Here is a 21,005-nt window from a genome sequence, read left to right on the forward strand (position 1 = left end):
TCATGTCGGTTGCAAGCCGCCTCCTGTCACCTCCCGCCCGATCCGAGCGCCCGTGCATGGACGCAGGTCACGGCGTTGACCAGCTACTTCGCGACTCGCCCCAGAGCCACACCCGCCGACACGCGGCGACGTCCAACTCGCGTCGGCCAGATGAGAAGTCCCGACCATGACCGAGGAAACCGACAAGTCGATGGTCTTTCGGTCGCGACGGAGAAGGGAACCGAACGATGTTCTCCCTGGACCGAACCGACAAGAAGCCTGCCACAACCGACATATTCGCGGAATCCCTACAAGCTCCTCCTCCGCTCGCGCTCGACGGTTGCGGCCACGCTGTCGATGGCGGCCGGCACGGCACCGGCGCGCTCGGCGGTTTCCACGCTGGGGCGGTGAGAGCGGCGCGGTCGCAGCCGAGCTGGTCATCGCCACCCCGCTGCTGCTGCTGCTCATCTTGGGTGTCGTCCAGTTCGCCCTGTGGGAGCACGCCACCGGTATCGCCGAAGCGGCAGCCCAGCAAGGCCTCTCAGTCGCCCGGCTCCAGGGTGAGACCGCCCAGGCCGGCACCGCCGAGACCCGCACCATCCTCGACCAGCTCGGCACCGGCGTCCTCGTCGCCCCGCAAGTGACCGCTATCCGCACAGGAGTCACCACGACGGTGGTGGTCAGCGGGCACGCCGAGAGCGTCGTCGGCATGTTCACCCTGCCGGTACGTGCCACCGCCGTCGGCCCGACCGAGCCGCCCGCGACCGTGACCGCGGCCGGAGCCGGGCCGTGAGCGCCCGCGCGGTGACCGCGACCGCCGGTCGCTGCGGGGCAGGTCGCTGCCGGGGACTTGGGGACGAGCGGGGGTCGGTGACCACCGAGCTGGTGCTGCTCACGCCGTTGCTGATCCTCCTGCTGCTGTTCGTCGTCGCCCTCGGCCGCCTGGCCGGGGCGCGCATCAACGTCGACGGCGCCGCCACCCAGGCCGCCCGGGCGGCCTCCATCGCCACTACGCCCGCAGAGGCCACTGTCGAGGCGCGCCAGACCGCTATTTCTGCGCTCGGCTCCGACCACGTCACCTGCGCCGACCTCCAGGTCGCGACCGATACCGGCGCCTTCGCCCCCGGCGGCTCGGTCACGGTGACCGTCACCTGCGCGGTCACCCTCGGCGACCTGACCGGGCTGCGCCTGCCCGCCACCCAGTCGATCGCCTCGACGGCGACCTCGGTCATCGACACCTACCGCTCCATCCCCGGGCCATGACATACAGCCGCCTGCGGGCTCGGCTCGGCGACGGTGAAGCGGGGATGGTCACCGCCTTCGTCGTCATCTTCACCCTGGCAATCCTCGCCATGGCCGGCCTCGTCACCGACGGCGGCCTCGCGCTGGCGGCCAAGGTGCGCGCCGTCGACGACGCCCAAGCCGCGGCCAGAGCCGGAGCCCAGGCCATCGACATCCCCCTCTACCGCCAAACCGGCCAGATCACCCTCGACACCTCCCAGGCGATCGCCGACGCCCAAAGCTTCCTCGCCGCGGCCGGCGAGCACGGCACCGTGACCGTCACCGGCGAGACCGTCACGGTCACCGTGACCATCACCCGGCCCACCCAGATCCTCTCGATCGTCGGCGTGAACCAGCTCACCGCCACCGGCTCGGGCAGCGCCACCGCCCAGCAGGGCCCCTGACATGGGCCGCCTCGCCGCTGCCGCCAAAGGCCTCGCCGCACTCGTGCTCCTCGCCGCGCTCGTCGCCGGCGTCCCGCTCGTCCTGTGGCACTTCGTTGGCTGGCCCCTCCCACACCACATCCCCTCGCTGTCGACGATCGGCCACGCCGTCACCCGCCATGGCATCCCAGCACGCACCCTCGTCGAAGCGCTCGCAGTCGTCGTGTGGATCACCTGGGCTGTCCTCGTCGCCTCGGTCGCTGCCGAGATCCCCGCCGCGCTCGGCGGCCGGCGCGCCCCGAGGCTCCCTATCGCCGGCGTCTTCCAGCCCGTCACTGGCCGCCTCGTCGCCGCGGTCGTCGTGGCCTGCCTCGCTTTGGCGCCGCGGCCCGCGCACACCGGCACTCTCGGACGCGGGATGGCCGCGATCAGCCTCCGGCCGCCAGTCGCGACGCTCGTCGCCAACGACGGCACCATCACCGACACCGACCTCGCCGCCGCAACCCGCCCCGTTGCGCCGGCCCCCGCGCCGCCCATCCCTGCACGGGCGACCACCACCGACGCGCCGCCTGGCGCCGACGCGTCGGCCATGGCACCCGTCCCGACGGCCGCCCCAGCCACCTACATCGTCCAGCGCGGCGACACCCTGTGGGGCATCGCCGAGCGGGAGCTCGGCGACCCGTTGCGCTGGTCGGAGATCTTCCAGCTCAACGAGGATCGACCCCAGCCCGGCGGGGTCACGCTCACCGACCCGCATTGGATCGACCCCGGCTGGACGCTCCTCCTGCCCGCCCCAGCCGCCGCCGGGTCCGCCTCGACGCCGGCACCGCCGACCAGCCAGTCGCACCAGTCGCCCGCCACCGTGCGTCCGGCGACAGTGCCCCCGTCAACATCCCCACCGGCGACCACGCCACCGACCACGTCGCCCAGCACCGGGGCTCCGCCGACCACGACGCCGTCCGAGCTGTCACCGACGACGGCCCCCCACCGCGTCGACGCGGAGCCCGTCGATCGCAGCGGAGAACCGGTGCGACTGCCGTCAGGCTCGGTCGTCGCCGGCTCGTTCGCCGCCGCTGTGGCCGCCACCGTTGCCATCGGGCGGCTCCGTCGCCGCCACGCCTACCGCTACCGGCCACCCGAGCCGGGCCGCACCCTCGCCACCGAGCCGGCCCGCCCCACCATCCACCACCTGCGCCAAGCGGCTGCGGCGACCGCGCCGCTCGACGGGTCGGGTCCGGTCCCGGTCATGCCGGTCGGCGAGGAGGAACGAATCGGCGACCCCGGCCACCTCGACGTGGCGTCGCGCGGCAACGAGGTCGTGACCATCGAGCTCACCGACCTCTCCGGCGTCGCCCTCGTCGGCCCGGGTGTCGACGACGTCGCCCGCGCCCTGCTCGCCGCGCTCTTGGTCCGGGCCGAGCCGGGCGCGGCCGAGGTGCTCCTCACCGACGACCTCGCCGAGCGACTGCTGCCCGGCCTGGATCCGAACCGCGCCATCCGTCGGCTAGTGACCACCGACCAGGCGGCCCGGGCCGTCGAGTCCGAGCGCGTCGCCCGCAGCCGGCGCTTCGAGGCCGCCGGAGCGGCCGACGCCACCCAGTTCCGGGCCGAGAACCCCGAGAACCCGCTGCCGTTGCTGCTCGTGCTCCTCGACACGCTGCCCGCCGAGTCACTCGGCCGGTGGGCCGCGCTCGTCGCCGACGCCCCCCGCCTGGCCATCTGTGTCGTGTCCCTCGCGCCGTCGCCGATCGCCGCCGGACAGCTGCGCATGGACGCCGCCCGCCGAGTGCTCGACGCCACGCCGGTTGACCGTCTCGGAGCGCTGCTCGGCACTCAGCTGTTCGGGCTGCGCGCCGACGAGGCGACCGAGGTGATCGCCGCGGTCGCCGAGGTGGCCGGCGAGGGCGACCTCGACGAAGAACCCTTCGCCACCAACGCCACCGTCATCCCCTTGCGGGCCGACGGCCCGTCAACCGACGACTTATCAACCGACGACCCCGGCGAACCGTGGCCCGAGCCGTCACCGTCTCTCTCAGCGAACGGAAGCGGCGACCGGCAGGCGGAGCGGCCGATCGCCGTGCGGATGTTCGGCCACTTCGAGGTGGCGGTGCACGGCGAGGCGGTGGTGACCGGGCTGCGCAGCCGGGCCCGCGACGTCTTCGCCTGGTGCCTGCTGCGCCCGGAGGGCGCGACGAGCGACGAGGCCGTCGACGCCCTGTGGCCCGACACCGCGCCCGGCCGGGTCCACGGCCAGTTCTGGAGGTCCTTCTCCGACCTGCGGGCCCGGCTCCGAGAAGCCGGTGGCGGCGACCTCGAGGTGCTCACCAAGGCCGGCGAGCACTACCGGCCGTGTAGCACCGAGATCGCCTGTGACCTGTGGGAGTTCCAGGCCGCCCTCGGCGAGGCCGCCCGGGCCGACGACGACGAGGTCGCCCGGGCCGCGCTGCGCCGGGCGGTCGAGGTTTACCGGGGCGACCTTCTGGCCGGGATGGACCGGCCCTGGGTCGAGCCGGTCCGCCAGGACCTGCACCGCCGGTCCCTCGACGCCCACCTGCGCCTGGCCGAGCTCGAGGAGCAGACCGGGCGCCCCGACGCCGCGGTCGAGGTCCTCGAACAGGCCATTACCCGGGACCGCTACGCCGAGGAGCCCTACCGGCGTCTCATGGTCCTCCACGCCGCCCACGGCCGTCCCAGCGCGGTCACCGACGTCTGGCGCCTCCTCCAGGGCCGCCTCGCCGAACTCGACCTCGACGTCGAGTCCGCCACCGCCGGCCTCTACCATCAGCTCACGGCCGACCAGCAGCCCCGGCCGGGCCCCGACCGAGTGCGCTCGCCGCGGTGACCGGCGACCCTCTCGCCCCCGCCCTGGCGTCGGCACCCTGGCGGGCGCTCACCCTCACCTCGATCGCCGCGGTCGAGTTTGCGCTCGTATGGCGGTTCGGTTGGACGGCGCCGCTTGCCGCCTACCTCTACTTCGGGATGGTGGTGACGGTCGCTGTGGTGATCGACGCCCGTACGCTGCGGATGCCCAACCTGCTGCTCCTGCCGTCCTATCCGATCGGCTTGGCGCTTCTTGGCGCCGCGGCAGCAGCCGACGGGCGGTGGTGGCCGCTCGGGCGCGCGGCCATCGCCATGGGGGCCGTGGCTGGCTTCTACCTCGCCATCGCCCTGGTGGCCGGCGGGCAGCGGCTCGGCCTCGCCGATGTCACCTTGGGCGGCCTGCTCGGCCTCGTGCTCGGCTGGGTGAGCTGGTTGGCGCTCTCCACGGGGGTGATCCTCGGCTGGGTCATCGCCCTGGTCGCCGTCGTGGTCTGGCGCCCTGGTTGCCGCCCGGGCCGAACCCCCGCCATACCGGCGGGACCGTGCCTGTGGCTCGGCGCCCTGGTCGCAGTTCTCGCCGCCAGGTAGGTCGCCGCGGGCCGCCCGCAGCGTCAGCGCGCGGCGGCGCCAACCAGATCGGCGAGCGCCAGGTTGGCCACGAGACGGGCGAAGCGCCGACCCGCAGCGGGCCGAAGGACCACGACCCGCACCCCCGCGCCGCCCAGCTGGGCCAGAAGTGCCTGCAGCTCACGGTGGTCCGGCGACAGGCGTCCGTACCCGTCGGCCACCACCAGGTCGAAGTAGCTCCGCGCGTCGGCCAGCATTCGGGACAGGCCCGGCCGGACAGTGCCGGTGCCCTGATCCGCGTAGGTGACAACGTGGCACCACCCCGGCTGGCGGGCTACCTGCGCCGCGAGGCTGGCCACCTGCCAGTCAAGCCTCGCCTGCCCGGCGCGCCCGGGCGCCTCCCGGGCGTAGATCGCGACTCGCCACACGGTCGTCTCCTTCCTGATCACCTTCCGGTGGCGATGAGACCTCCGCTGGGCCCGGATTGCAAGGCCGCGCAGCTGGATCGGGCCTTCTTACGCCGATACCAGTCCTTCCGGCACCAGCTCCGGGTCGCATGTTTCTCCGCTGCGATCCTCGCTCACGCCACCGGGTCAGGCATGCTCACAGCAGCGCGTGCTGCTCTGCCACACGACCGCAGACCTCGTCCCAGGTAGGAAGCGGTCCGGCGCCGAAGTACAGCTCGGGCATGGTCGACTCGTAGGCGGCTCGGAGCCGGGTCGAGATGTCGCTGGTCGGATCGAATGCCGGGCAGCTGGCAAAGCCGCCCGCCGGGCGAACCTCGATGCCGTCGCCGCCGAAGAAGGCCCGGTTGATCTCCTCGACGCTGCGCATCACCTGTTCGGTCTGATCTCGATCCGCGAGCAGGTCGAGCACCTGTCGGTCCCCCATGAGCTGGTAGACGTCGTAGAAGTGCCGGCCGCTGCGCCGGTCGATCGACCCGCCGGTGCCGGCGGCGAGCTGCTGGGCCAGGGCGTGGATGAGGACGAGCTTTTCGAGGAGGGTGCGTCCCGGATGAAGAACGGCGACCTCGAACGGCTTCAGGTCGTCGAACTCGCCGAGGTCGGTCCCAGCGGCCTCGAGCACATCGCCGAGGAGGGAGCTGATCGGCACGGGCGCGTGGGGATGGGGCCCTCCCCGGACACCCATCTCGAGGAGCACGCTGGTGCGGATGAGCGCGGTCGGCGCTCGGGTGGCGGGGTAGGCGATCTCGTAGGAGCGGTGCCGGCCGGTCTCGCTTCCTCCGACCCCAACGGCGGAGCCGCCGACACCGGTGGCCGATGCGTCGGCCATGGCCTTCATGAGCCTGTCGGTCGTCCCACGCCCCCGCTCTCCCGGCAGGACGAGGACGTCGATATCTTCGGAGAATCGCTCCACCAACCGGTAGCCCTTGGAAAGGCTGGTGCCGCCTTTGAAGATGAAGTCACCGCCGAAGTCACGGCCGAGCAGACGGAGGACCTGGCTGACCCAGTAGTCCTTCTCGACCGCGGTGGGGCTGATCCCGAGCCGCTCGGCGGCGGCGTCGAGCGTCGGGGCGAACTCACCCAGGTCAGCGAAGCGGGCCACCGCCTCAGCCGGCGAGGGCTGGATCGCGGCGGACGGACCGGCTGCGCGCCGGGCGGACGACGTCGGTCATGTCCGCCCGTCCGAGCGCGGCGAGGAGGCGGCGCAGCCGCTCGCGGACCCGGGGCGGCTCGGTATCCGACGCCCGAGCGACCCGGTCGAGGCGGACCGTGCCATCGTTGGCGAGCCGAGCGATCCGCGCGACGGCATCGACGGGGGGGACCTCCACGAGGCCGTCCCAGTCCCGCAACACTTCCAACAGCGCGACCTCGGTCGGGCGCAGCCGCTCGTCGCGACGCTTGGTGCTGGCCGCCCGGCTGACGTAGCGGACAGAGCCGGGACTGCGAGGTGATCTGCCCGGAACGGCGACCGCCTCCCGGCGGGCCACCTGGGTGGACAGGCCGAGCGCCACGGCGGCGCTCCATCCGGCCGGACCGGAGCCCCTCCCGCCCGTGACCGCGCTGGCGAGGCGACCCGCCGGCGGGGGAGCCATGCCAAGCCGGGTCGGCGTGCCGCGCCAGTACAGGCCACGCCGGACACGGCGTACCTCCCCGGAACGGGCCATCCGCGACAGGGCTTGGGCGACCGCGTCGGGGGAGCCGGCGAAGTCCTCGGGACGCCAGAAACGGTCCCGCGAGGCGAGGACCCGCTTGCGGACCTCCGGTGCCACGCTCGTCGTGCTCATGGTCGACATCGTACCAGCAGTGTCGGCAAAGCGATACGCGAAGTTGACAACCTAGTGCCTCTCACGCCGCCGGGTCGGTGACGCCGACGACGACGTCGGTCCCCCAGGACGCCCCTGGGGTAGTCGGCGTGGCCTCGACCCGGACGTCCGCGCCGGTGTGAGGGGCATCGACCATCTGGCCGTTGCCGACGTAGATGCCGACGTGGGTGACGTCGCTCGGTCCGCCGCCGAAGAAGATCAGGTCACCTGGCTCGACGGGGTTGCCGGGTCCGAGCTTGGTCGTGCGGTCGTACTGGTCCTGGGCGACCCGGGGAAGGCTGATCCCGGCCACCTTGTAGGCGGCCTGGACCAGTCCGGAGCAGTCGAAGCCGACACCGGGGGTCTCGCCGCCCCAGATGTAGGGGGTGCCGACCTGGGCGAGGGCCCAGTCGACGGCGACGCCTCCGGCGGTGCCCGCGGCGACGGTCTGGGCCTGGGTCTGGCCGTAGGTCTGTGCGAGGGACATGACCTCGCTGACGTACCAGGTCGCGTGGTTGTAGTCGAAGATGGCCTGGTTGAGATTGGCGCCGTTGGCCGCGCCGTTGGCGCACAGCATCCGGGCCGCCGCGTACACCGCGTCGGTCGGGTCGTAGGGCGACGGCGGGGCTGCCCCGCCGGGCGGGACCGGTTGGTCGTATTCAGCGAACGTGGAGGCGAGCTCCTGCATGTCACCTTCCGCACCGGCCGAGTTTGCGCCCGAGTGGACCCCGGGGAGAGTGGAGGTGCCGTTTCCGGATTCGACGGTGCCGATAGCGGCGAGCACGGTCCAGGGGAGCCCCGGGCAGGTGGTAGCGGCCTGCTGGTAGAGGGCGAGCATCGCCGGGGGAATGGCGCTCGTGGCGCTCGCCGAAGGGGCCGCTGCTCCGCCGCCGAGGAGCGAGGCGATCCCCGCCCCCGCTCCTGCGGCGAGGAGCGCGACGAGGAGGCACAGCCCGCCGGCCACGGCAGCGAGCTTGGTGGCCAACCCGGAGGCGGCGCTGTCGTCGAGGGCGATGCTCACGCGCCAGCGAGGGACAGCTCGACCAGGCGGACGCGTGCCGTGCCGGTGGACCTCGCGGGGAGCCACACCGGGCCGTCTGGTGCGCCACGGCCGGCCCGGGCGGTGGTGGCGACCGGGACGACCGGGTGGCGGAGCACCCGGCGGGCCTCGGCCTCACGGCGCGGGCTCGGGAAGCTGAACAGGACCCAGTTCGGATGCCCTGCGGCGGCGGCGAGGCGGGCGTAGCCGTCGAGCTTTCGGGCGAGGCGCTCCAGGCGTTCGGTGCCGTTGTCGTACTCGATGAGGAACGGCAGGCTCGTCGCGTGGTCGGTCCACACCCCGTAGCCGTCGGGTCGGACGACCTCGCCCCACTCCGCGGCGCAGCGCCGCTCGGACCACCACTGTTCGAGCCGGCAGCCTTCCCGGGCGCGCGCCGAGCGGGCGAGGGCGCAGAAGAGGCCGTTGGTGCCCACGAGATGGGCAAGGCGCTGGCTGGCGGCGAGGTCGTAGACGAGGCGGCGGCGCCAGGCGAGGTCGGCCACCTCGACGCCGTGCTCGGCGGCTATGAGGGCGGCGCCGAGCGGGCCGAGGACCCAGTGGAAGGGGACCGGGCTGCCACCGCGCCGTGGTCGGAAGCGATCGAGGACGTCGAGGGCGTACAGCTCGGCGAGGCGCATCCGGGCCCGGCGCTCCCCGGTGAAGCAGACGTCGGCGACCTGGGAGCTGGTGAGCACCCGGTGGTCGTCGAGGAGGCGGCACAGATGGCGGTCGCGTTCGGTAAGCCGGCCGAGGACGGGGAGCAGCCGGGAGTCGAGGTCCCGCCAGCCACGGCGGCTGGTGTCGCTCGGCCCGCTGCGATGCGGAGCGCCGTCGGGCTGTGGCGAGAGGCGATGCGGAGCGCCGGACGGCGCCGGACCACCTGCCGAGACGGATGCGGGCGGGAGCCGAGCTGCCGAGGACCGAGTCGTCGACGACCGAGCGGCGCTGGCTGGAGCTGCCGGCGATGCCGGTGATACCGGAGCGGATAGACCAGCTGCCGGCGTGAGCGGCCCAGCGGCTCCAGCCGAGTCCGACCCAGTGCCAGCCGACGCAGTACCAGCCGACCCAGTGCAGACCGGCCCCCGGCCGGCATCATCGACCACGCTCACACCCCCCTACCCCTTGAGTCCGCCGGCGCGGTGGAGCCCTCTCCGGCGCCGTGTGCTGGTGGTTCAGCCGGTCCCGAGGGCTCCGATCCAGGTCGGAGCCCCTCGTGGAGCCCCTGACGGAGCCCGTTATGGAGCCCCTCGTGGAGCCCCTGTTCGACGTCGCCCGCTCCGGCCCGTGACTCGGCCTGTCGGGCGGCTCGGGCGGCCCGTGCAGCGGCGATGGCGGTGACCGTGCCGGCGCTGTCGTTGCTCTCGCCCTCGGCGGTGGCGGTACGCGTGCCGGCGGGAAGCGTGCGTCCGGCGAGGGGCTTCGTGCCCTCGGGCCGGGGCCGGTGATGCGCAGCCCGGTTGGCGGCGCGGACCGCGTCGGCCCGGCCGGGCTGGGGTGGTGGTGCGGGTCGGGTGCGAAGGGTGAAGGCGGGGGTCTCCTCGCCGCCGACGACGAGGCGTGCCGCCGCGACATACGCCCCGAGGTGGGACAGGTCGTGCTCGGAGACCTCGGGAGCGACGTGGCGCGAGAGCGCGTGGGCGTCCTCCGGGGACATGGAGAACCACACCTTGGTCCTGGCATTGGCCGAGACCGCGTCGCGCAGCTCCTTGGGGAGCTGGCCCAAGTGCTGGTGGGCGAGGACCATGGAGAGCCGGTAGCCCCGCGCCTCGGCGAGCATCTCGTCGAAGGATCGGGGGAGGTGGAGGAAGTTCTGGGCTTCGTCGACGACGAGTGAGGCGTCGACCCGGGCGGCCTGGCCGAGCCGGGCCCGATGGGTCGCGGTCTGCCACACCTTGGCGACGACGAAGGAGCCCAAGAGCCGTGCGGTCTCCTCGCCCAAGATGCCCTTGGGGACCCGGACCAAGCAGATGCCGCCGTCGAGGACCTGGCCCATGTCGAAGCTCGAGTCGGGGCGCCCGACGACCGAGCGGACGAAGTCGCGGAGCAGGAACGCCCGGAGCTTGTTCATGACCGGGCCGATGACCTGTGCCCTGCTGGCCTCGGACATCTGCTCGTAGGACTTCCAGAACCCGCCGAGCCCGACCGTGTCGGCCGAGACCACCGCTATGCGAGGTGCCCGGAACTCGTCGTCGGACAGCAGCCGGGGCACATCGGCGAGGCTGGTCGAGGTGCCCGTGGCTGCTGCGTGGCGGAGCAGGGTGAGGCACGCGGAGCGCAGCACGTCGTCGGTGCGCGGCCCCCAGAAGGCGGAGAAGATGGAGCGGAAGATCCCGACCAGGTTGTCGACCGCGAGATCGGGGTCCGGTCCCGACAGGACGTTGAGGACCGGGGCGGCGTCGGGGTCCTCGGGATCGACGAGCACGGTGCGCGCCTCGGCGCCTTCGGGGAGACGGTCGCATAGGTCGGTGATCAGATCGCCCTTCGGGTCGATCACGACCACACCGCGTCCGGCTTCGACGTCTTCGAGGACGAGGTTGGTGAGCAGCGTGGACTTGCCCGAGCCGGTCGCTCCCATGACGTGCAGGTGGTAGCGGGCGTCTGCGACCGCCAGGCTGACCGGTCGGCGCCCGCCGGCCTGGGCGTCGCCGAGCACCTTCGGCGCCGAGGTTTTCCGCGGCGCATCCGGCCCGGTGACGCCAGCAGGGGCGGGGCGGGCGACGGCAGGTGGTGGGGGCACGGCGTTGGCGCCGGCCCGCGCCAGGCCCGGTACTGCGACATCGGTCGGCAGATGTGCGAGGGCGGCGAGCTCGGCCACCGAGACGAGGTTGCCCTTGCCGAGCCGGCGACCGGCGAGGACCTGGGCGGGGTGGGCGAGGCGGTGGCGCTCCAGGCGGTTGCGCCCCGAGAAGAGCGCGAACGCGGTCGCGACGGCATGGGCCCGGCCGCGCAAGCGGGCTTTGGCCTGGCGGTCGGTGGCGGTGGTCGCTATGGCGTAGCGAACGGCGATCGCCCAGCACGGCTGGGCGGCCTTGTCCAAGATGTCGGCCACGTCTGCCGCTCGGGTCGGGTCGACGGCGGTGGGCTTCGTGGCCGGTCCGGGGGTGAGAAGGTCGAGGAGACGCGCGGTTCTGGTGGCGGGACGCCCGGCACGGCGTGCCGTGGCGCTCTTGTGGAGGCGGGCGAGGCGCCGGCCGGTGACGGGCCGGGCGAGGACCTGCACACACGCGGTCTCGCCTTCGCCGAGGGCGGCCAGGGCGCCGAGGAGCGCCCGCAGGGGGTCGACCTTGTGCTCGGTGCGCAGCATGTACTGCTCGCCGGCAGCCAGGGTGAGGCTCCCGCCGGTCGCGACGCCTGATCCCACCAGCGGTGGGGTGGCGGGCACGGTGTCGGTGCGTGCTCCGGGCCAGGCGGCCTCGACGGCCCGCTCGACGAGGCCCGGGGGGATGCCGCCCGGCACCCACAGCGAGATGGTGAGCCCGGCGTCAGAGGCGACCAGCTCGAAGCCGAGGTGCGGCTGGCCGAAAAGCACGCGGCGCCACGCGGGGCGCAGCAGGGCGACGAGGTTGGTCCACAAGGTGGCCGCCCCCTCGGGATCGACGACAGGCGGGCTGAGCACCTCGACCAGTCGGGCGCCCCGGGCCATCCGCCGCCCCTGGGCGGCCCGTGCGGCCGACAGCGCCAGCAACCCGGCGACACCTATGCCGAGGGCGACCGGGCCGGCCGTCGTGGCCACGTGGGCCAAGACGTGGGCAACGTGGTGGAGAAGGCGGGCGGTGGTCGGTCCGGGGTGGGCGAGGTAGCGGGCGAGCGGCCCCGACGGCAGGTGGGGCACCGGCGGCGGTGGCTGGGTCACGGGGGTGGTCGGGGCGGTGGGCACTGGGTCCTCCTGGGTGGCTGCGTTCGAAGTGGCTGCGTTCGAAGTGGCTGGGTTCGATGTGGCGGTGGCGATCAGGGCTGGCGGGTGGTGGAATCAGAGGTCGGGGACGTCGTCGAGGGCGTCGCTGATGCCGGTGCGGCAGATGGCGTCCTCGGCCGGGCTGGCGAGCGCGCGGAAGGCGACGCGGTCCTGGCCTGCAGCAAGCAGTCCGTGGCCCCTCGCCGCGCCGAGGAGGTAGGCCCGCTCGCCGGCCGACAGCCCGAACGCCGCGGCCAAGGTGTCGATCGACTGGGGGGCTTGGCGGAGCAGGATCTGGGTGGCGGCGTTGGCGACGACGGCCTGGCCGAGCGGGGAGCCGAGCAGGTCGGCGGCGTCCTGGGTGACGACGGTGAGTCCTGCCCAGTGCTTGCGGGCGGACTTGGCCATGCGGAAGAGGAACTCCGCCCCCGAGCGCTCGGCCATGAGCAGCCACGCCTCGTCGACGATCACGAGCCGCCGTCGTCGCTTGGCCGGGTCCGACACCCGCCGCCAGATGGCGTCCAGGGTGAGCAGCGTCCCTGCGGCCTTCAGCTCGTCGGGGAGGTCTCGGAGGCTGAACACGACGAGGTGCCCGTCGGGCCGGGTGGTGGTCGGCCCGTCGAACAGCCCCCGGTGCGTCCCCGACACGTACGGGGCGAGCCGGGCGGCGAGGGTGTGCGCTGCCGGGTCGCCGTCCGCGTCGAGCGCGGCGGCGAGGTCACGGAGCAGTGGCGCGGGGCGGGCGTGGCTGCGGGGATCGGCGGTGATCCCCGCCGACTCGTAGGCCGAAACAATCCCGCGGTCGAGCGCGGCGGCGGTCGCCGGGTCGGGCTTCTCGCCGAGTAGCACGGCGACGAGGGTGTGGATGAACAGCGCCCGGCGCACCACCGGACCCGAGGCCAGCGCCCCGTCTGGCTCATCCCCAGGAAAGTCGCCGCCGCCCTCGCCGTCACCGCCCTCGGGCCCGGCGTCGAGGTCGAAGGGGTTGACCCGCACCCCGGGGGCACCGAGATGCACGTAGGCGCCGCCGACCGTCTCGGCCAGGCGGCGGTACTCGTCTTCGGGGTCGACGACGGCGATCTCGATCCCTTGGTAGAGGGAGCGCAGCGCTTCGAGCTTGGTGAGATAGGACTTGCCCGCGCCCGAGCGCGCCAGGATGACCGAGTTGTGGTTGTCCTGGGCGAAGCGGTCCCAAGAGACGAGCCCGGTGCCACTTTGGGTGGTGCCGTAGAGGACGCCGGTGGCAGCCGACAGCTCGGCGGAAGCGAAGGGGAAGCTGGCGGCGAGCGCGTCGGTGTCGAACGCCCGGTGCTGGCCGAGGGCGTCGACCCCGAGGGGCAGGGTGGACGCCCAGCCCTGCAGGCTGCGCCAGGTAGCCGGCCGGGCGTCGAGGAGCACCGACGCGCACAGGGCCCGCACCCGGGCGCACTCTGCCTCCAATGCCTGCTCGTTGGTGGCGTGCACGGTGAGGACGAGGCCGACCCGGAACAGCTTCTGCTCGCCCCGGGCGAGTCCCGCGGCGAGCTCCCGGGCGTCCTCGGCGGCGACCTCGACGTCCGGATCGGCGAGGCGCCCTTTGGCTGCGTCGGCGCGCCGGCCCGACTCCAAGCGGGCCAGCTGGCGACGGAGGCGCTCGGCGGCGATTTCGGCGGGGACCGGCTCTATGTGCACGGCGACGTCGAGGCGTCCGGGGTGGGCACACAGCGGCTCCAGCCAGCCGCGCCCGACCTCCCGGGGGTAGCCGGTGATGGCGAAGCTGCGGCACCAGCCGTCCCCGACGCGAAGTGCCCGCGGGTGGATCTCGATCGAGTCGGGCCCGAACGGCGTTGCCGGCTTAGCGCCCGGCCGGGGGATGCGGGAGAGCAGCTTGCTCATCGGGTGGCTCCTTCCTGAGCGGGGTCGCCGGACGGGATTGGATCGTCGAACGGTCCGGCTGTGGGGGCCCGATGGGCAAGGGTGACCGGCTCGTCGATCCCGCTTGACGAGCCCGTGAGTCCTCCGGGCCTGGGCGGGCCGGCCGGGTCGAGGCTGCGGGCGAGGACACCGCTCGCGGCCACCCCGTCGAGGACGCAGAGGCTGACCCCTGCCGCACCCAGTGCGGTGACCGCCTCGGCGGCCCGGCGTAGGAGGCGCCCGGCCCCATGCCCGTCGGTGCTGGCCTGGCCGGCCGGCTGGCGGAGCACGACGAGCACCTCTCGGCGGAGCAGGTCCCGGCTGGCGGCGAGATCGGCGAGGAACGCAGCGTGGTCGCGGGCTGCCCGCTCCAGGGCGAGATGCGGGAGGCCGGGCGCCGCGTCGAGCAGCGCGTCGATGGCGGGGCCGACGTCGAGGGGCTCGGCCCGCACGAGGACCTGGACCGGATCTGCGAGCGAGCTCAGGAAGCGGGCGAACCCGGCGAGCAGGGCCTCCTGCTCGACGGGGGTTCGGAGGCTGAAGGTGACTGCGCTCGCTCGGCAGATCACGGCCAGGCCGTCGGGCCCGAGGTCGACCACGCCGTTGGCTCCGATGCCGGCGAGCGGGAGGCGCAGCGGTGCGGGCAGCGCCGACGGCTTCGAGCTGGCCGCCTCGGCGAGGAAGCCAGGGACAGCAGGGACACCCTCGGGTGCGGGGACGAGCCGGCGGGACGACCTGCGATGCTGCCATGCCGCAATCACCCAGCGATCCGCGGGGACGCCTTCCACCCGCCCCAGTGCGAGGAGGGCGGCGACGGCGCCTATGGGGATGGCGACGGCGCCGTAGGCAACGGGCGGGACGAGGTGTCGGGTGGCGGCATAGCCGGCCCACAGGGCTATGGCGGCGACAGCCAGGATGGCGAGCTGGCGGGCGGTCAGCCCCGCCAGGAGTTTGTCGGGGCGGTCGACGTCGGCGGGGATCCGCACCCGGCCGGTGTCCTCGTCGCGCCGGCGACCTCTGGCGGCGGGGCTCACAGCCCGACCCCGGCGGCGAGAGCCTTGGCGCCCTTGTAGATGATCACGTCTCGCACGACCCGGCCGATTCCGCCGCGGCCCCGGGACCCGGAGAACACGACCCGGCTCACCCAGCCGGGGATCTTGACCAGCACCCAGCACAGACATGCCGAGACGAGCAGGTCGACGACCCCGCCGGTCGAGGCGATGCCAAGGTTGGCCGGCCCGCCCGAGGCGAGGAACACCCGCAGGGCGGTGATCAAGACCAGCGACTGGGCGACCTGGACGGCGAGCGTGCCAGAAAAGGCCCGCCACCACAGCTTGGCCAGGCCCTCGGTCTGTGGGAGGGCATGGCAGACGAGGCAGATCGGGGCGGCGACCACGAGCAAGATGACCAAGGCGAGGCGCACCACGTAGGTGGCGAGCAGCACCACCGCGAGCACGGCGACCACCCCGCCCAAGAGCACGACGAAGATCCCACCCGAAGCGAGCGAGCCCAAGACCAGCTGGCGGAGCACCACCGCGGCGTTGGCCGCATCGACGCCTTGGCCGAGCACCGCCGCGGACAGCGAATCGGCGGTCGTGATGGCAAGCCCGGCGAGACCCAGGCTGGCGTTCACCGCCACAGCGGCGACGACGATCCTGGGCAGCACGTCACGAAGGGCGGTGCGGGTCTGGAAGGTCTCGTAGCCCATGACGATCGCCCCGCCGGCCAAGACGAAGAGGACCAAGAACGCGTCGGCGATCCCTTCGGCCATCCGCCACAGCTGGCCGACCCGGCTCTGGGCCGTGACGTTCGGGGTGGCGAGCAGGGTGTGGCCGAGCAGGGTGAGGACCGGGTCGAGCGCGTCGGTGACGAGGCTTCTGAACCAGTCGTCGATGGCCGCTTCGATGTGGCCGGTGATGTCGAACAGCCCCGGCGAGGGCTGGGTGCCGCCGCTCACCGTCCCGCCGCTCCCCGACACTGGCGAACTCGGGGCGGTGGTGCCGGAAGGGCCGACCTGGATCGGTGGCGGGCCCTCGCCGGTGGTCCCCGAGCCCGACGTCCCCGAGCCCGATGTGGCAGAGCCCGATGTCTGCGAGCTCGCGGTCGTTGCCCCGGAGGTCGCAGCGGGTGCGGGCGCGCTCGGGGCGGTCGTTGTGGGCGAAGCCGTGCGAGCGGCGGTGAGGACGACCGCGGTCCCTGCCGTCCCAGTCCTGTCGCGAACGGAGGACGCCATGTGATGCCCGCCGGCGCCGAGGGCCAAGACGGCGAACACGACGCCGGAGGCGAGGATGACCGGATGCTGGGGCCGCCAGGCGGGGAGGCGTAGCATCACCCGTGAACCAGGGAGGCGAGGATGGACACGATGAGCGGGGCCAGGACGGCGAGCGCGTAGCCGACGGCCGCGGACTTGAGGGCCGTCTTCGCCTTCTCGACCTGTCCGGGGTCCCCGCCGGCGGTCAGGTAGCGCAGCCCACCGATGGTCAGGAACAGCGTGGCGACCCCGGCCAGGATCCCGACGATCCAGGTGGTGAGGTTCGAGATCAGCCCGCTGAGGGTCTGGGTCCCGCCGCCGGCCGCGTAGGCCGGCGAGGCGAGCACCACGGCGAGGGCACCGGCGAGCAGGCCGGCCACGACCAGCCGTCTCGCCATCTGCCGCCCGGGTCGTCGGCCGCCCGGGTGGGCTGCGGCGTGGGTCGCCCCGTAGGCCCCTCGAGCGGTCGGTCCTCCGGTGGCCTGTCTTGTGCCGGCCTGTCTTGCGGCGGGCGCTGCGTGGGTGGGTTGTATGCGGGCGTGATGTGTCGTGGTGGCCTCCTTGGTCGGCTCCCCGGGCGCTGTGCCGGGGTGGGGTTGGGGGTCGCCCCGGTGGTCCGGTTAGGACCGGGGTGGGCACTCTCACCCCCTCGGTGGTGGGCTCGAGCGACGCTTGCCCGGTCGCCGGTCCGCTGGCCGGCCGTGCCGGGGACGACCCCTACTAGAAGAACAAGGGGTCTCGGCCGCTTTTCCAACAAAATCGAACGGCTCGTACCAGTCCGAGTTCAGGTAGTCGCGCAGCTTGACCTCGGCGCGGCTTCGACGCATCCGGCACGTCTCGTAGTCGAGGCCGAGGTCCTCGGCGATGGCGGCGAGGTTGGCGCCCTCGAGGCGGGTGGTGGCGATCAGCTCGGCATCGGTGGCGCTGACCACGTCCGCAGCGACGGCCCGGGCGAGGACGATGTCGGGATGCCCCCACGGCCGGGGCGGGGCGGCGGAGACCGGCTCGGTGCCCGGCCCGGCTCGCTCGGCCAGCTCGGCCCGGAGCAGCCGGGCGGCGCCGGTGCGGGCCAGCCAGCACAGCCAGGACGCCAGGCGGCCCCGGCCCGGGGTGGCCCTGGCCACGGCGGCCAGGAACGCGGCGAGAGCTTCGGCCTCGATCTCGTCGGCCTTGTCCGGGCAGGCTTGGGTCAGCGCCCAGACCGCCCGGCGCAGCCCGGGCAGGAGCACCCCGGCCAGGCCGACGCTCCAGCGGCCGCCTTCGGCCTGGGCTCGGGCGACGAGTTCGCCGACGACGGCGTCGCGCATGGCGAACGGCGTCGACGGGTGCAGCAGCCGGGCTTTCAGCTCGCCGAGAGGGACGGGGCGGTCGGGCAGACCGGGAAGGCCGGTGCCGTCCAGGGCGAGGGGGCGCGGGCCGGTCGTGAGGAGATCGAACGTCTTCTCCAAGGTGTCGAACGGCGAGTCGGTGAGGATGCGGCGAGGGCACATGGGCGGCTCCTTCGGTGAGGTGGGCCGTCATCGCGCCACGCAGGTGGACCCGGATCAGTCCCGGATCGCTCCCACTTCGCCTGTCCCCACCGACCTCCCGCACGCGGGACCAATGCGGGAGCTCTCCGCGGAGTCGGGAGCGTCGGTGCAGGTCAGCGCGGTGGGACTTGCTCATCGCGAGAGGTGGGACCTGCCGCGGGACTCAGAGGCTCGGACGCCGCCAGATTTTTCTGTCCCGCCGCTTGCGTCGCCCTGGTCCCACGGGTGGGACCTCGACTCCCGCGCTCTGTCTGCACCCGAAGTCCCACATCTGGGACTAGTCCCACCCGGTCGGGATGCCTTCTCCCGGCGGGCCGGGACTACAGGGGTTCGGCGATGCGGTAGCGGCGGGGCTTGTCACCCACGAGGACCACCTCGCCACGCGCCGCCATGGTCGCGAGCGAGTTCGAGATGGCACCCTGGGAGCGGTCCAAGGCCTTGCCGAGCGCGGCCGGCCCGAAGGACTCGCCCGGGCGGGCGGCGAGGTAGTCCCGCACGAGAGAGCCCAGCTCGCCCCGCCCCAGCCGACCAGCTGCCGCGGGAGGCTCGGGGGTTTCCTCGCCAGCGGCGGGACGAAGCTCGCCGCCGCCGGGCTCGCCGCCGATCAGGTCGGCGGCGGCAACCTCGGGCGTGGCCACCGCCGACCAGCGGTCCGGGGCTCGCCTGCCGGCTTCCCGGCCGCCCGGGGTGCGGCGCACCGAGCCGCCCGCCTCCAGCGCGGCGAGCCGCTTGGCGGCGGTGGACTGGCCGATACCGAGGGTCTCGGCCAGGTCGGTGGAGGTGACCTCGGGGCGGGCGGCCAAGGCGTCGAGGATCGTGTCGTCGGTGATCTGCAGCGGGCGTGCCATGGGGGCTCCTTTGGGGTCGAGTGGGCTCTTCCTCGAAGGACCTACCTCCGTCTCCGAGCCCACCTCAAGGCCAAAGAGAGGGTTCTCGAACCCCGTCGACGGCCGAAAGAACCGGCGTACGCGAGAGGGATTTTGTTGGATACAGGGGCCGTACCCCCTGTTCTTTAGATGACGCTTGTCCGGTCCTGGGCCGCCCATGACCACGACCACCACCCCCCGCTGTCCCTCCCGACCCGACCGACCCGATGTGCCGCTCGCCATCTGGCCGGTCGCCCAGGCCACCGCCCAGTGGCAACGGGCCGGCCGCTACCTGCCGGCCTGCACCGCGCACCCCGGCAAGATGCTCCCCGAGCTCGCCCGGCGCATCGTCACCGAGTACTCCGAGCCCGGCGCTCTCGTCCTCGACCCGCTGGCGGGGATCGGCACCACCCTCGCCGAGGCCGCTCTGCTCGGCCGGCGCGCCGTCGGCGTCGAGCTCGAGGACCGCTGGGTGGCCCTCGCCACCCAGAACCTCGACCACATGCTCGACGGCGGCCACAGGCACCTCGCCGAGGTCCGCCAGGGCGACGCCCGGCGGCTGCCCGAGCTGCTCGGCGAGCTCGCCGGACAGGTCGACCTGATCGTCACCTCACCGCCGTACGCGTGCGACGCCGGGGTCATCGACAAGCGGGCGTGGCTGGCCGGCCGGCGCCTCTGCCCGGACGACACCCTCAACTACTCGACCGATCGGGCCAACCTCGGCCACGCCCGCGGTCCGGCCTACGAGACGGCCATGGCCGAGATCTACGCCGCCTGTCACGCCGTGCTGCGACCCGGCGGCCATCTCGTCGTGGTCACCAAGAACACCCGAAGGAAGGGCCGCACCCTCGACCTGGCCGGGCTCACCGTCGCGCTCGCCACCGCGGCAGGGTTCACCTACCGCCAGCACGTCATCGCGCTCCACGCTGCCATCCGCGACGGCGACCTCGCGGCCCGGCCGTCGTACTGGCAGATGACCCAGATCCGCCACGCCCGCCAGCGCGGCGAGCCCGCCCACCTCGTCGCCCACGAGGACGTCACCGCCTACGCCAAGAACCAGGAGACCGCCGATGCCCGCTGACCTTCCCCTCTCGGTCTGGCCCACCGCGCAACGCAACGCCCGCTCGCAGCGCAAGGGGCGGTACGTGGAGATCTCCGGCCACCACCCGGCCAAGATGCTCCCCGCCATCGCCCAGCGGGCCATCGCCACCTACACCAAGCCCGGCGACCTCGTCCTCGACCCGATGGCCGGGATCGGATCCACCCTCGTCGAGGCGGTCCATCTCGGCCGCGACGCCCTCGGCGTCGAGTACGAACCGGAGTGGGCCGACCTAGCCAAGGCCAACCTCGCCTACGCCCACTCGAACGGCGCGACCGGTCACGGCGAGGTCGTCTGCGGCGACGCCCGCCACCTCGCCGGTGTCGTCGACCCCACCGTGCGCGGGCTCGTGGCCCTGGTGCTCACCTCCCCGCCCTACGGGCCGTCCCTCCACGGCCGGGTCACCGCCCGGCCCGGGTTGGGCATCACCAAGAGCCACCACCGCTACTCGACCGACCCGGCCAACCTCGCCCACGTCGGCCTCGACGGCCTCCTCGACGCCATGGGAACCATCCTCGCCGGCTGCGCTCGCCTGCTCCGCCCCGCCGGCGTCGTCGCCATGACCGTGCGGCCCTGGTGGCGCGCCGGGCAGCTCGTCGACCTCCCCGGGGCCCTTGTTCGAGTGGGCGAAGCATCCGGGCTGGTGCTCTACGAACGTAACGTCGCGCTGCTGGCTGGGCTGCGCGACGAGAGGCTCGTGCCCCGCAGCTCGTTCTTCGCCCTCGAGCAGGTCCGCAAAGCCCGAGCCGCCGGCGTGCCCCGCCTGGTCACTGCCCACGAGGACTTTCTGGTGTTCCGGCTGGCCCGGACCGTTGGCGACCGGACCGGAACGGCGACCCGGCAGAGGGGGGCCAAGTGATCCTGGTGCCCCGAATCCTCCTTCTGCCGCAGGCCTTGACTTCCTCGACGGAGATGTGGCCTCCTCCAGTCGAGCCCCCAACCTCGGGGAATCTCCGACATCTACGAACCGGGAGGAAGGCCGAGCAGCCATGTGGGAGCGACATGTCACGGACGCCACAAGGTCCTCGGCGACCTTCACCCGTTGCGCCCACCGGCCTGGCACCGCGGTGCGCTCCCCAAGGATCGACGGCCGCTCCGCCCCCGAAGCGGCCGGCCGCGCCGAAGGTGGACGCGCCC

The 21,005-nt window shown here is 73.4% G+C and carries 21 protein-coding genes; 9 read left to right on the top strand and 12 right to left on the bottom strand.

Annotated features, from left to right (window positions below):
* The first annotated feature begins 190 nt into the window (after nucleotides 1-190).
* The 5 genes from K6U06_RS12340 (at nucleotide 191) to K6U06_RS12360 (ending at nucleotide 5,051) form a co-directional block, all read left to right on the top strand.
* A complete protein-coding gene (locus K6U06_RS12340; RefSeq protein ID WP_262322293.1) occupies nucleotides 191-772 on the top strand; it encodes a TadE/TadG family type IV pilus assembly protein in 582 nt (193 codons plus the stop codon).
* A gap of 77 nt (nucleotides 773-849) precedes the next feature.
* Complete coding sequence (locus K6U06_RS12345) at nucleotides 850-1,242, top strand: TadE/TadG family type IV pilus assembly protein (RefSeq protein WP_262322237.1); 393 nt, start codon at nucleotides 850-852, stop codon at nucleotides 1,240-1,242.
* Nucleotides 1,239-1,664 carry a pilus assembly protein TadG-related protein gene (locus K6U06_RS12350; protein WP_262322238.1) on the top strand — a complete coding sequence of 142 codons (426 nt, stop codon included), beginning with the start codon at nucleotides 1,239-1,241 and terminating at the stop codon, nucleotides 1,662-1,664. The genes K6U06_RS12345 and K6U06_RS12350 overlap by 4 nt, the downstream gene beginning before the upstream one ends.
* Before the next feature lies 1 nt (nucleotide 1,665).
* Nucleotides 1,666-4,485, top strand: a complete 2,820-nt coding sequence (locus tag K6U06_RS12355; RefSeq protein WP_262322239.1) for a BTAD domain-containing putative transcriptional regulator — start codon at nucleotides 1,666-1,668, stop codon at nucleotides 4,483-4,485.
* A complete protein-coding gene (locus K6U06_RS12360) occupies nucleotides 4,482-5,051 on the top strand; it encodes a hypothetical protein (RefSeq protein ID WP_262322240.1) in 570 nt (189 codons plus the stop codon). Before K6U06_RS12355 ends, K6U06_RS12360 begins: the two co-directional genes overlap by 4 nt.
* A gap of 23 nt (nucleotides 5,052-5,074) precedes the next feature.
* Here K6U06_RS12360 and K6U06_RS12365 read toward each other — a convergent pair whose 3' ends face one another.
* From K6U06_RS12365 to K6U06_RS12385, 5 genes are all read right to left on the bottom strand, one after another.
* Nucleotides 5,075-5,458: a recombinase family protein gene (locus K6U06_RS12365; protein ID WP_262322241.1), complete on the bottom strand. Its 384-nt coding sequence runs from the start codon at nucleotides 5,456-5,458 to the stop codon at nucleotides 5,075-5,077.
* Between the two features lie 175 nt (nucleotides 5,459-5,633).
* Nucleotides 5,634-6,596, bottom strand: a complete 963-nt coding sequence (locus tag K6U06_RS12370; protein WP_262322242.1) for a nucleotidyl transferase AbiEii/AbiGii toxin family protein — start codon at nucleotides 6,594-6,596, stop codon at nucleotides 5,634-5,636.
* Nucleotides 6,597-6,600: 4 nt separating this feature from the next.
* Complete coding sequence (locus K6U06_RS12375) at nucleotides 6,601-7,278, bottom strand: hypothetical protein (protein ID WP_262322243.1); 678 nt, start codon at nucleotides 7,276-7,278, stop codon at nucleotides 6,601-6,603.
* 61 nt (nucleotides 7,279-7,339) lie between these two features.
* Nucleotides 7,340-8,317, bottom strand: a complete 978-nt coding sequence (locus K6U06_RS12380; RefSeq protein WP_262322244.1) for a C40 family peptidase — start codon at nucleotides 8,315-8,317, stop codon at nucleotides 7,340-7,342.
* Complete coding sequence (locus tag K6U06_RS12385) at nucleotides 8,314-9,099, bottom strand: replication-relaxation family protein (protein ID WP_262322294.1); 786 nt, start codon at nucleotides 9,097-9,099, stop codon at nucleotides 8,314-8,316. The genes K6U06_RS12380 and K6U06_RS12385 overlap by 4 nt, the downstream gene beginning before the upstream one ends.
* Nucleotides 9,100-9,173: 74 nt before the next feature.
* On the opposite strand from K6U06_RS12385, the gene K6U06_RS12390 reads away from it, so the two are divergent.
* Nucleotides 9,174-9,341 (top strand): hypothetical protein, encoded by a 168-nt coding sequence (locus tag K6U06_RS12390; RefSeq protein WP_262322296.1) that lies wholly within the window; start codon nucleotides 9,174-9,176, stop codon nucleotides 9,339-9,341.
* A gap of 99 nt (nucleotides 9,342-9,440) precedes the next feature.
* On the opposite strand, the gene K6U06_RS12395 is transcribed toward K6U06_RS12390, so the two are convergent.
* The 4 genes from K6U06_RS12395 to K6U06_RS12410 all read right to left on the bottom strand — a co-directional run bounded on the left by K6U06_RS12395 (nucleotide 9,441) and on the right by K6U06_RS12410 (nucleotide 16,080).
* Nucleotides 9,441-12,212, bottom strand: a complete 2,772-nt coding sequence (locus K6U06_RS12395) for a type IV secretion system DNA-binding domain-containing protein (protein WP_262322245.1) — start codon at nucleotides 12,210-12,212, stop codon at nucleotides 9,441-9,443.
* A 93-nt stretch (nucleotides 12,213-12,305) separates the two neighbouring features.
* A complete protein-coding gene (locus K6U06_RS12400) occupies nucleotides 12,306-14,105 on the bottom strand; it encodes a VirB4 family type IV secretion system protein (RefSeq protein ID WP_262322246.1) in 1,800 nt (599 codons plus the stop codon).
* Nucleotides 14,102-15,157, bottom strand: coding sequence for a PrgI family protein (locus tag K6U06_RS12405; RefSeq protein ID WP_262322247.1), 1,056 nt, complete (start codon nucleotides 15,155-15,157; stop codon nucleotides 14,102-14,104). The genes K6U06_RS12400 and K6U06_RS12405 overlap by 4 nt, the downstream gene beginning before the upstream one ends.
* Nucleotides 15,154-16,080 carry a hypothetical protein gene (locus K6U06_RS12410; RefSeq protein ID WP_262322248.1) on the bottom strand — a complete coding sequence of 309 codons (927 nt, stop codon included), beginning with the start codon at nucleotides 16,078-16,080 and terminating at the stop codon, nucleotides 15,154-15,156. Before K6U06_RS12410 ends, K6U06_RS12405 begins: the two co-directional genes overlap by 4 nt.
* Here K6U06_RS12410 and K6U06_RS12415 point away from each other — a divergent pair.
* Nucleotides 16,067-16,360 (top strand): hypothetical protein, encoded by a 294-nt coding sequence (locus K6U06_RS12415; RefSeq protein ID WP_262322249.1) that lies wholly within the window; start codon nucleotides 16,067-16,069, stop codon nucleotides 16,358-16,360. The genes K6U06_RS12410 and K6U06_RS12415 overlap by 14 nt on opposite strands.
* A 91-nt stretch (nucleotides 16,361-16,451) precedes the next feature.
* Here the strand turns inward: K6U06_RS12415 and K6U06_RS12420 are convergent, their stop codons facing one another.
* The 3 genes from K6U06_RS12420 to K6U06_RS12430 form a co-directional block, all read right to left on the bottom strand.
* Nucleotides 16,452-16,772, bottom strand: coding sequence for a pilin (locus K6U06_RS12420; protein ID WP_262322250.1), 321 nt, complete (start codon nucleotides 16,770-16,772; stop codon nucleotides 16,452-16,454).
* A 243-nt stretch (nucleotides 16,773-17,015) separates the two neighbouring features.
* On the bottom strand, nucleotides 17,016-17,864 hold the full coding sequence (locus tag K6U06_RS12425; protein WP_262322251.1) for a sigma factor: 849 nt from the start codon (nucleotides 17,862-17,864) through the stop codon (nucleotides 17,016-17,018).
* A 359-nt stretch (nucleotides 17,865-18,223) separates the two neighbouring features.
* Entirely contained in the window at nucleotides 18,224-18,751 is a 528-nt protein-coding gene (locus K6U06_RS12430) for a MarR family transcriptional regulator (protein ID WP_262322252.1), read from the bottom strand.
* Between the two features lie 196 nt (nucleotides 18,752-18,947).
* On the opposite strand from K6U06_RS12430, the gene K6U06_RS12435 reads away from it, so the two are divergent.
* Both K6U06_RS12435 and K6U06_RS12440 read left to right on the top strand, forming a co-directional pair.
* On the top strand, nucleotides 18,948-19,850 hold the full coding sequence (locus K6U06_RS12435) for a TRM11 family SAM-dependent methyltransferase (RefSeq protein ID WP_262322253.1): 903 nt from the start codon (nucleotides 18,948-18,950) through the stop codon (nucleotides 19,848-19,850).
* Nucleotides 19,840-20,727 (top strand): TRM11 family SAM-dependent methyltransferase, encoded by an 888-nt coding sequence (locus tag K6U06_RS12440; RefSeq protein WP_262322254.1) that lies wholly within the window; start codon nucleotides 19,840-19,842, stop codon nucleotides 20,725-20,727. Before K6U06_RS12435 ends, K6U06_RS12440 begins: the two co-directional genes overlap by 11 nt.
* Nucleotides 20,728-21,005: the final 278 nt, after the last annotated feature.

This window comes from Acidiferrimicrobium sp. IK, from assembly GCF_025499425.1.
Lineage (GTDB): Bacteria > Actinomycetota > Acidimicrobiia > Acidimicrobiales > Palsa-688 > Acidiferrimicrobium.